The 10,565-nt window shown below is 58.9% G+C and carries 9 protein-coding genes and 2 pseudogenes; 5 read left to right on the top strand and 6 right to left on the bottom strand.

Annotated features, from left to right (window positions below; all coding sequences use genetic code 11):
- Positions 1-754, bottom strand: a 754-nt coding sequence (locus AC0QUY_RS41395; protein WP_475391636.1) for a universal stress protein, incomplete at its 3' end; no start/stop codon positions are given.
- 525 nt (positions 755-1,279) lie between these two features.
- Positions 1,280-1,537: a hypothetical protein gene (locus tag AC0QUY_RS41390; RefSeq protein WP_161853360.1), complete on the bottom strand. Its 258-nt coding sequence runs from the start codon at positions 1,535-1,537 to the stop codon at positions 1,280-1,282.
- A gap of 532 nt (positions 1,538-2,069) precedes the next feature.
- Between AC0QUY_RS41390 and AC0QUY_RS41385 the strand changes: the two genes are divergently transcribed.
- On the top strand, positions 2,070-2,300 hold the full coding sequence (locus tag AC0QUY_RS41385) for a DUF6894 family protein (protein WP_161853361.1): 231 nt from the start codon (positions 2,070-2,072) through the stop codon (positions 2,298-2,300).
- 218 nt (positions 2,301-2,518) lie between these two features.
- Here AC0QUY_RS41385 and AC0QUY_RS41380 read toward each other — a convergent pair whose 3' ends face one another.
- From AC0QUY_RS41380 to AC0QUY_RS41365, 4 genes and pseudogenes are all read right to left on the bottom strand, one after another.
- Entirely contained in the window at positions 2,519-3,151 is a 633-nt protein-coding gene (locus tag AC0QUY_RS41380; protein ID WP_475391634.1) for an alternative oxidase, read from the bottom strand.
- 297 nt (positions 3,152-3,448) lie between these two features.
- Positions 3,449-3,670, bottom strand: a pseudogene (locus AC0QUY_RS41375) (DUF1003 domain-containing protein); the annotation flags it as partial.
- A 68-nt stretch (positions 3,671-3,738) separates the two neighbouring features.
- The gene (locus AC0QUY_RS41370) at positions 3,739-4,020 is read right to left on the bottom strand and encodes a low affinity iron permease family protein (protein ID WP_475391632.1); all 282 of its coding nucleotides are present in this window, start codon (positions 4,018-4,020) and stop codon (positions 3,739-3,741) included.
- Positions 4,021-4,502: 482 nt separating this feature from the next.
- Positions 4,503-6,440, bottom strand: coding sequence for an ABC transporter ATP-binding protein/permease (locus tag AC0QUY_RS41365; RefSeq protein ID WP_475391630.1), 1,938 nt, complete (start codon positions 6,438-6,440; stop codon positions 4,503-4,505).
- Positions 6,441-6,923: 483 nt separating this feature from the next.
- Here AC0QUY_RS41365 and msrA point away from each other — a divergent pair, with 483 nt between their 5' ends.
- The 4 genes and pseudogenes from msrA (at position 6,924) to AC0QUY_RS41345 (ending at position 10,352) form a co-directional block, all read left to right on the top strand.
- Positions 6,924-7,469 (top strand): peptide-methionine (S)-S-oxide reductase MsrA, encoded by a 546-nt coding sequence (gene msrA / locus AC0QUY_RS41360; RefSeq protein ID WP_475391628.1) that lies wholly within the window; start codon positions 6,924-6,926, stop codon positions 7,467-7,469.
- Positions 7,466-9,106: an acetolactate synthase large subunit gene (locus tag AC0QUY_RS41355; protein WP_475391627.1), complete on the top strand. Its 1,641-nt coding sequence runs from the start codon at positions 7,466-7,468 to the stop codon at positions 9,104-9,106. The genes msrA and AC0QUY_RS41355 overlap by 4 nt, the downstream gene beginning before the upstream one ends.
- 151 nt (positions 9,107-9,257) lie before the next feature.
- Positions 9,258-9,563, top strand: a pseudogene (locus AC0QUY_RS41350) (hypothetical protein); the annotation flags it as partial.
- Positions 9,564-9,650: 87 nt separating this feature from the next.
- Entirely contained in the window at positions 9,651-10,352 is a 702-nt protein-coding gene (locus AC0QUY_RS41345) for a phosphatase PAP2 family protein (protein WP_475391625.1), read from the top strand.
- Positions 10,353-10,565: the final 213 nt, after the last annotated feature.

The following is a 10,565-nucleotide window of genomic DNA, read 5'->3' as shown; positions in this document are numbered from 1 at the left end:
CGCCAAGAATAAATTCCCGCAGCCGGGAATGCCCGTACCCGCCCATGACAATGAGGTCGGCACCTGTATCGGCTGCATATGACAGGATTGCATTGGAAACATCGATCTTGCTGACGGGAATGCGCTCAATCGTGGCATTTACTCCGTGACGGGACAGATGGGTCGCGATATCCGCACCCGGAAGGTCTGCGCTTTTGGCGCTCTGAGTGTCGGCAACAACAATACTCGTCTTGCCGGAGCGGGTAAGAAACGGCATGGCATCGGCGATCGCTCGCGTGGCTGCCCGGCTGCCATCCCAGCACACCATGACATGATCGAGTTTGAGGCGATCCTTCTGAATAAAAGGAACGATCAGCACCGGTCTTCCGGATTCGAACAGCCGCTCAGCCCAAGTCGCGGCCGGTACCGATAAGGCTGCCACAAGACCTACCAGCGCTCCAATAACGAGGAGGACGGTCAAGAGCGCTCCGACAGCGCGGGGCAGATGCACACGCCCTAAAAGACGGACAGCGGGTTGAAGAAGGAGGTTCAACACGAAGGCAAGTATGACGGGAAGGATGATCGCGCTTGCCAGGTAGAGCACCGCAAAGACACCCAGCGCGAACAAACCGCCGAGAAAGAATGTCTGTGCATCGGACGGCAGCGGCATCTCCGTCTCGTCGGCGGCCTCCGTCACCGCTGCATGTGGCTCTGGCAGATCGTCGTCTGAGACGGGCGAAATAGGGGGGCGCTGTGGTGGCGGTGAGGCAGCCATCATTGTTCTCCCTCCCGGACGCGAATGCCATCGTGCCAGACAGAATTATACCGTCTTGGTCGACCTCGGGCGAGAGGATGAAAGGGCTTGATGTTGGCTATGGCGTACTCTGTCACCGGTTTGGCCTGCGCCAGGGCGGGGCAGCATTGACAGTTCAACTGGCGTGGAAGGCGTTCTTGGGTCGAGAGTTGTACCAAGCGCAAGCGGATTGCTCTCAGTTTCGGGTCAAAATCATCTCAGCCCTAAGAATCCGGCAACAAAGATTATTACGACCACGACGCCGTCCCCCGACGAAGATGAACGGCAGTTCCGGGTGTGGCAATTTAGCTTTGCCCGTTATCAATTGCTTACCGTCAACAGTCTCGAACATATCGGCGAACTGCCACGACCCCTGTTGCGGTAAGAGCGTCGATTTTGGGGCGAGGACATGAACTCACCAACGAAAAACCCGCCCGATGGGGATCATCGAGCGGGTCGTCTCCCGGGTCAGGTGGGGCTCTGAACAGAGGCCACGTGATTCCGTTTTTAGTTGCGGTCGCGCTCGATGATCACCTTGCGATCAGGTTCCCTGTCGCGCTCCCTGATGACCGTTGTTTCGCGTGGCTCGCGCTCGCGTTCCTTGATTACGGTCGTTCGTTCGCGATCTCGGTCGCGGTGATCCGAACCTACCGTCACTCCGGCTCCGACCGGGCCGACTCCGACACCAACACCGACCTCTCCCGCGCTCGCCGGTACTGCGGCGCATATGCTTGCCGCTGCAATGATTGCCAATACGTACTTCATGAAACGCTCCTAGCGTTGTGCGCACCCATGGGCTCAATCCGATGGGGCAGCTTTCGTTCCGACCGGATCGATCATTGGACAGCATTGCGCCTTCGAGCGTGTGAGTCCGCAGCCATTTCTGGTTTCGGAAAAGCGTCCGAAGCGAGACAGCGAGCTGCCGATGCTGATTGCGCTCGTTTCCGGGAGAAAAAGTGCGGGCGTAGCGCAATGTATTGCGCCGTAGTTCCGTCAGCTCATCTAGGCTGTAAAGACGCTCGGCGCGGGGATCGACGGTAGTCATTGAATCGGACTTGCGCCTTCTGCGGCGCGAACGCGAGTAGTTCGCGATCACATTAAGCGCAACGGTATGTACGCCACACGAGCAACAGACGGCAAGCCACCTATGTCTTCACCGGGTGATGCCGGTGATTCAGGCGGTCTGCCACTCGGAGTTCCCGAATCGCTGGTCAATAATGCTCACTCTTACATTGCCGTATCGCCGCAGGCGGAACGCTTGCGGGGTATTAGACATTGGCTCAGTTGGAGGTGGCCGATGCCACATTATTATTTCGATATCAAGGACGGCCACAGGTTCGTGGACGCGTCAGGATTGGACCTCAGAAATGACGACGCCGCCATCGCCAAGGCGAAGGTGCTCGCTATTGGGGTTTCGATCGACAAGCCCGAAGTCGATCCGAAGCGGCACATTGCTGTTTTAAACGGATCACGGGAGCAAATCTTTAGCGTGCCCGTTTATTCCAAACCATCAATGAGCACCACGTAGGCATTCGCAGAATCAATCGGGCTTCGAGCGCGAAGCAGCCTCAGGTGGGGGACGAACGCAATGGCAGAGAGCCACAATCAGACGGACGTGCGCTACATCCGCCGGCATCCGAACACGACCGATTTCCGGTACTGCGGCTCGGTTTCCCATGTGCTATTCTGAAAGATCACGCGCCGCCGATCAGGGAGGAAAGCTCAGCGTCGGTTTGCTCTTTCAATTCAACGCCTATTACCTTTAAACAACTCGTCGGCAAAGCGGTGGTTCACATCGCGGTGGCCGGCCTCGTCGGCCCGCACGGCGATGACGACGTCCTTGAGGCGCGCGTCGGGCCCGAGCTTCCAGTAGTCGATGGCGATTTGTGGCGCAGCGACATTCTCGATCCGCCCGCCCTCGATCTCGGCCAGGTACTCGGTATAGCTGACGATCGCCTCCTGCTCAAAATAGCCGACCGCCCGATGGGCCGTGCGGGATGAGACGAGATAGAGCAGAAAGAAGCCGTTGTAAAACACGCCCTGCGCGAGAAGCACCAGCCAGCGTTCAAGCCAACTGGGTTTGGCGATTTCGATGAACGTCATCAGGTGCATGCGCTCGTTCTCGGCCTCCGCCAGCAGGGCATGGATCCAACCTCCATCATCCTGCAAGCGCCGCAGCGATTTGAGATGCTGCAACGTTGCGCCGACCACGCCCGGCACCGCTGCAACCGTCTCGAGCACGACCGCTCGATGGCCGTAACGTTTGGCAAAGAACGTGTCGGCGATGAAGCGGAGAAACCTGGTGAAACTGAAGGCGACCCGGTCGGAGAATGTCCTTGGATCATGCCGAGTCGTCAGATCGGCTGGCGTGGTGGGCATGGCGCACCTGAACCTATGAGAAGAGCGCTTTACGATCGTCAAACGATAAGCGATTTACTAATCGAATGCGGTGAGTCACTTCCGGATTTGCCTCGTTAGCTTGCTGCCTTTTAGCACTTCGTTGCGCCGAATTGCTTGTTGGATTGAGTCCCGCACATTATTCGTTTTCGCGAATGGAGCTTCGAGCCGATATTCCTCAATCTCCGATTCAACGTGTTCATGGTCGCCAGGCTCTCAGCCCGCCGTTATTCAGCTTTCGGCTGCTGTTCTTCATTTCTTCGCACCTGGCGTGCGAGATCACCAACGGTCGTTCGGTCGTTTCTTTGCGCAACTCAGCCGTTTCGGGATCCTCGATCTGCTGAAATTGGAAATGACGACTGACCTGTCGAGGATTTGAAGAATTTTCGTCGACTCCTTCTCGGCCAGTAAGTTGATCTGAAGACCTAAATGGTTCCGACGGTCGGCACGCATATCCATTTGATTTTGTCGTATCAACACGAAGGAGGTAAGCAGAACAGCTTCTAGCGATAAATGCCCGACAGTAGCGAAAACGGGTGTGGATCAAAGGTCCAACTATTCCGACGAGATCAGCGTTCACAATCAGCCAGCGAGCGACCGCCAGTAACTGAAGGCCTACAAAGGTCGCCGTGCCGACAAACCCGCCGACCGCTTGTAGAATTCTTTGGGATCGAGAATGGCGCCTTTCGTCCTGTTATGGCCCAGACGACAATCAATCCTACAGCCAACAGGAAAGTAAGAGCTCGCCCCGCTGCCCGTGCGGCGGCGTTGGCCACATCGGCAAAAAATTGGCTCGCTTGGTCGGCGTGGGGTTGATTCTGCCTCTCGACGGCAGCTCGTTTGTCCGCCATGTCGGAGCGTTCCAGGCCTTCATCTCATCGCTCAGGCTGGCGGATCTTGCGTCTAACGCTTGGGCTGGTGAGAGATCAGCCAAACTCGCATTTTTCTGCTGGGCTGAGCTAATCGGATCCGGCAGCGTTGCAGCGCCGTGCCAACTTTAGATCAGCAGTTTAGTACCAGCGTCCACGGCCGTACCAGCCGCCGCCAAGCAGCAGAATGAGAAGTACAATGATGAGAAGCGTGGTGGTATCCATGTGCGTTTTCCTCGGTGCTGCGTATTGCGCAGCCTGAAATTCTGCACTTCTGACAACGTTTAGCCGGTCGTCCGGTTCCAGGAATCCACGTGGCGAGATGGCGCAGGTCATGGTGCCCGCGCTAGGATACTCGTCTACCGCATGCGCGCACAGACCCCCGGCGCCCCAACGAACGAGCGATATATTGGCGTCTGCTTAGCTGTGATGTCGTCTTCCGGAACAAATGTGGGATGAGGGCTTCAAGCCACCTGGCGGGGCGGGAGCGGAGGCTCCTTGCGTTTGCGCAGCCAGCGTCCCAGTAAGCGCCTGCGGTTATCAAGCGGAATCAGATCAATGTCGCTGACAAACCTCGCCCCGCCTTTGCGGCGCTCAAGCGTGATCTTGCGGCTGTGGAACGCCTCCAGTTCGGCGCGATGGGCAACGCTGACAACGGTCGCGTCCTTCAGTTCCTCGTTAAGTAGCTCCATCAGCTTGTCCTGACTGCGATCATCGAGCGCGGACGTCGCCTCGTCAAGCACGATGATATCCGGGCGATGAAGAAAGAGCCGCGCGAAGGCAAGCCGCTGTTTTTCGCCGCCCGACAACGTCTGGTCCCAGGGAGCCTCCTCCTCGATGCGCCCCTTCAGATGACCCAGCCCCACCTTGTCGAGCGCTTCCCCGATCTGCTCGATGCTCCAATCTTCGGCGGCCGCGGGATAAGCGGCAGCGCGACGCAACGTGCCCGACGGCACATAGGGTTTTTGCGGCAACATGAACAATCGGCGATCCGCATGGAAATCGATGCTGCCGCCACCCCATGGCCAAAGTCCTGCAATGGCGCGCACCAACGTGCTCTTGCCAGTCCCGGACTCGCCTGACACCAGAACCCACTCGCCAGGTTCGATCAGAATTTCCGCCTCGCCAACCACGGCGGTGCCATCATCAAGTGTGACTGATAGATCATTCAAACGAAGCATTGTATTGCCCTCGGTTTCGCCGCGCTTGATGCGATTGAGGCCCTCGCCAGTTTCCGCACGTTCAAGCCCATCGAGGGACATCATCAGCGATGCAATGCGGCGCGCTCCTGCATTCCATTCTGCCAGGCGGGGATAGTTATCCACCAGCCAGCCGAAAGCGCTTTGAACGATGGTGAACGCCGATGCGGCCTGCATCACCTGGCCCAGCGTCATGCTGCCTTCGAGAAATTTAGGCGCGCAAAGCAATATCGGAATGACGGGCGCGATCAGGCTCGATCCTTGCGAAACGATGGTGGTGCGCATGTGCTGGCCGCACAGCAGCGCCCATTGCTTCAGGACTTTGCCGAACGATCTGTCGATGCCCGAGCGCTCCTCTTCCTCCCCGCCCAGAAGCGCAATGCTCTCACCGTTCTCGCGTACGCGCATCAGGGCGTAACGGTACTCAGCTTCAGTCTGATTCTTGCTTTCCGAAATGGCCACGAAATTTCGCCCGATGACGACCATCGAGCCGCTCGCGATCGCTGCATACAGCACTGCCGCGACGACGAGAAAGCCTGGAATCGTCACAGTGGCGCCTGCAATTGTCAGCGTCAACGCACCGCCGATCGTCCAAAGTACGATGATGAATGTCGTTGCCGACAAAAACGCGGACGTTACGCCGGTGGCGAAATCAACCGGGGCGTCGGTCGCCACGCGCAAGTCCTCGGCAATGCGGTACTCCGGATTCTGGTGATCGCCGCTGACCAGGTTGAGCTGGTAGTAGCGACCGTTCTTCAGCCAGCGGGAAATAACCGAACTGGTCAGCCACGCCCGCCATCGCCTCTGGATGCCCATGCGGGTGTAGACCTGAATTACGCCAAGCAGCACGCTGCCGATTGCCAGCGGGAAGAACACCACCGTAAGATGGAGCACGACGGCTGCATCCCTCCTCTCGATGGCATCGAAGATCGCTCTGTTCCAGAGGTTGATGCCGTACTGGAAAGAGAGCTGCAGGAATATCAACACCAGCAATCCGCCGGTGAGAACCCAAGCCAGCCTGCCACCAGCCACTCCCCAAAAGCCCTTGGCACTGATCCAGAAGCGCTTCAGTAAGTACTTGCGGCGAATCTGCTCGGCTTCTTCGGGAGACAGTCCTGGATCCGTTTCGAGAATCTCTGGTGGTGGGGCGTCGACCGTCTTGCCGGTTTCAGCGACAACGTCCTCGATCGGCTGCCGATTCATGCGCTGTCAACGCAAATGGAACCTGAAAGTTCCATTCCATGTCGCGGCGCACCAATTCGGCGGTTCGGCTCGCGCAACTGATTGCACGGGGCCGGACCGGAAGGCTCGCGCAACCGATCGATGAATGGGTAGATGGCTGGCGTCGCCGTGGCGCGGACTTCTTCCTGAATCGAGGCCCTTCACGGTGGCATGATTACCATGCTGCGACGGCCATTCATTGCGGTAGTCAAAATTCCCGTACTCAGATCCCCCGGATCTGCTGGCCAACTCGATAAATTCACCCCAACTTATCAAAGCATGGCCGACTGCTTTGGGGTCGGGGTCAATGTCCGCGTCGGGGTCAAAAACAGACTTCACCGGAACGACCGCTTCTGGCGCAAACCCGAGGTTCATTGATATTTGCGCTCTTGCATCGTTCGGCCTCATTATGCGTCCTTGATGGAGCTCGGGACCGATGACCGCAGCGAGCCAGGGAGAACAGACATGACAGTTTCGGCGGAACGGGCAGTCCTTGCCGGCGGCTGCTTCTGGGGTGTGCAGGATCTGCTGCGCCGGTATCCTGGCGTGATCTCGACCAGAGTGGGCTACACCGGCGGCGAGGTGCCAAACGCGACCTACCGCAACCACGGCAATCACGCCGAAGCGATTGAGATCACCTTCGATCCGCAGACCATCAGCTATCGCAAGCTGCTGGAGTTCTTTTTCCAGATCCATGATCCCTCGACGCTTAACCGCCAGGGCAACGACCGGGGCGCGAGCTACCGGTCGGCCATCTTCTATACCAGCGACGCGCAGAAGCGGATCGCGGAAGACACCATCGCCGATGTCGACGCTTCCGGCCTTTGGCCGGGCAAGGTTGTCACCGAGGTGGCCCCTGCCGGACCGTTCTGGGAGGCCGAGCCCGAGCATCAGGATTATCTGGAAAAATATCCTGACGGCTACACCTGTCACTTCATTCGGCCGGAATGGACGCTGCCGCATCGGGCGGAGAAAGCTGCAACAGGCTTGAGTGGAGTTTCGGCCGCGTGACAAAAGCCTCCGATTTGCTGGTGGCCGCCCTTGAGAACGAGGGCGTCGGGTACATCTTCGCCATTCCCGGCGAGGAGAATCTCGACGTGCTGGAGTCGCTGCGGCGCTCGAAGATCAAGCTGGTGCTGACGCGGCACGAACAGGCTGCCGGCTTCATGGCGGCCACCTACGGGCGTCTCACCGGGCGCGCGGGCGTCTGCCTGACGACACTGGGTCCCGGTGCGCTCAATCTGACGACGGCTGCGGCCTACGCGCATTTGGGCGCGATGCCGATGGTCATGATCACAGGACAGAAGGCGATCCGGAGCGGCCGCCAAGCGCGCTTCCAAATCGTCGACATCGTCGCGACCATGCGGCCGCTCACCAAGATGGCGACGCAGATCGTCTCCGCGCAGAGTATTCCGACCCTGGTTCGCGACGCTTTCCGGGTCGCGCAGCAGGAGCGGCCGGGCCCCGTGCATCTCGAACTACCCGAGGATATCGCTGCCGACGAAGCCGCCGCCGACATCGTTCCCCCGCATGTCGTCGAACTTCCGGTCGCGCCTGCCGCGGCCATCGAACGCGCAGCAGCCATGATCATGGGCGCCAGCAGGCCGCTAGTCATGCTGGGCGCCGCGGCGAGCCGCCCGCATCTCGCCGAACCGCTGTCGGCGTTTGTGCGACGATGCAGGATTCCATTCTTCAATACCCAGATGGGGAAGGGCGCGGTCAATGCTGGCTCCAACCTCTATATGGGCACGGCCGCACTGTCGGAGCGGGATTGGGTCCACAAGGTCATTGACCAGGCCGATCTGATTATTTCGATTGGCCACGACACCGTCGAGAAGCCGCCTTTCCTGATGGGCCATGATGGACCGCACGTTATCCATGTCGGCGCCACGCCAGCGACGGTGGAACAGGTATACTTCCCGCAGGCGGAGATCGTCGGCGATGTCGGCGCGAGCCTCACAAGCCTGGCCGATCGCCTCGAAGGCAAGCTCCCCGACGGTCAGGCGTTGCTGGGTTTGCGGGAAGGGATCCTTGCCCACCTCGCCGAGCTGTCGACGGAGGATCGGTTTCCTCTGACGCCGCAGCGCATCGTGCACGACGTCCGCCAGGTCATCCCACCGGACGGCATCGTTGCCCTCGACAACGGCATGTACAAGATCTGGTTCGCCCGCAACTATCGCACCAGCGTCGCCAACACGCTGTTGCTTGACAACGCGCTCGCGACCATGGGTGCTGGTCTTCCCTCCGCGATCGCGGCGTCGCTGATCCATCCGGATCGGCGCGTGCTCGCCGTCTGCGGAGACGGCGGCTTTATGATGAATTCGCAGGAGCTTGAGACGGCCGTGCGGCTCAAACTGAATCTCGTCGTGCTCGTGCTCGAGGATCGCGCCTACGGCATGATCCGATGGAAGCAGGAAGTCGACGGGTTTTCCGACTTCGGCCTCGACTTCGGTAATCCTGATTTCGTCGCCTATGCCAAGTCATATGGCGCCAGGGGCTCCCGCGTCGGCAAGGGCTCGGAACTCGTGACAATGCTGGAAGCTGCTTTCAGCGAAGGCGGTGTGCATCTCGTCGTAGTGCCCGTCGATTACAGCGAGAACATGCGCGTGCTCGTCAATGAGCTGCACTCGGTAGCCCAGACCGTGTGACATTTTAAATCACCGCGTCAGCGCAAATTGCCATAGGCTATCACCGGTGCTGCCATTTCCGGCACGGGGAAAGCAATGAGCAACGACGTCATCGCCAATGGCTCCTTGTCAGAAGACCTGAAGGCAATATTCGTGAAGACGATTTCCGCTTGTAGAGAGCCCGATACCGACACCCGAGCAGGGCCAGGTCCTGGTTCGCAATCTCTGGATCTCGTTCGATCCCACCCAGAGCGGCTGGATGAGGAGAGACACCTATATTCCGATGATCCCGCTTGGTGACGTCATGCGTGCGGCAAGTGTCGGCCAGGTGATTCAATCCCGGCATCCGGGCTACAAGCCCGGCGAGCCTTCGGAAACGCTGCGTCAGGCAGCCCGCGAACGTAGTGGCGGCGACGTAGCCGTGAATGGAAGCCGGTGCAGCTCGGACCGCGGTGTGGACTTTTGGCAAAGCGCATAATCCGCTTGCCAATGCTCGCTTAGCCACCAAACCTCACTTCGTATCTTTGGAGATTGATGGAAGTTGAACTCCCCGGAGGCGACGAAGATGAGAACAACTGAATCGCAGAATACTGTCAGGCATCTGAAGTCTTGGGCTCCGACCTTGTTCGTCGCCGTTCTTCTGTTCGGTTTTGCGTTCATCGCACTGGAAGTGACCGAAGGAGAGCCTATCGCGTTCGACCGTTGGTTGATGGTCGCCTTTCGCCATGCGTCCGACTTGTCGCGGCCAATCGGGCCGCCATGGTTGCTTGACGTTGTGCGAGACATCACCGCACTGGGCAGTACCGCGGTACTTGCGCTGCTGGTCACGGTTGTGACTACGTTCCTTTTTGCCATAGGCAAACCTCACGCCGGTTTGTTCGTCCTGACGACGGTCCTGAGCGGCGCCATTCTCAATACACTTCTCAAGCTTGCGTTTGCGCGAGCGCGCCCCGATCTCGTCGCTCAACTCACTCAGGTCTCTACGCTGAGCTTTCCGAGCGGGCACGCTGCGATTTCGGCTATCTGCTATCTGACGCTCGGCTTGATGCTCGCTCAAACGCAAGCGTCCCGCTCTGTTCGCATCCATCTTATAATGACCGCCGCGATCCTTACTCTGCTGGTCGGAGTCAGCCGCATATATCTCGGAGTTCATTATCCGAGCGATGTGTTGGCGGGCTGGTGCTTCGGCACTTCGTGGGCGCTAATTTGCCAGATGCTCATGTCGTATTTTCAGCGCACCGGAAGGATCGAGCAGCCGAGCGACTAGTCGGCGTTGCGCCGCTCAGGCGGCAACTTTGCTCGCCTGCACCGACGAAGTGATCGAATGAGGACGTCGGACTTCTGCTATTGGCGGATTGTGTTGAAAAAGGCGGCTGTTGCGACGCAGAGATATCAGTGATTCAGTCTGTCTAATTGGCAGGACTGAAGGTCATGATGGGGCATCGGCAAATCGAACAAGCTGCGTTGTTCTATGAGTTCT

Source organism: Bradyrhizobium sp. WYCCWR15520, assembly GCF_056174665.1.
This window is presented reverse-complemented; position numbering and strand designations above follow the sequence as displayed.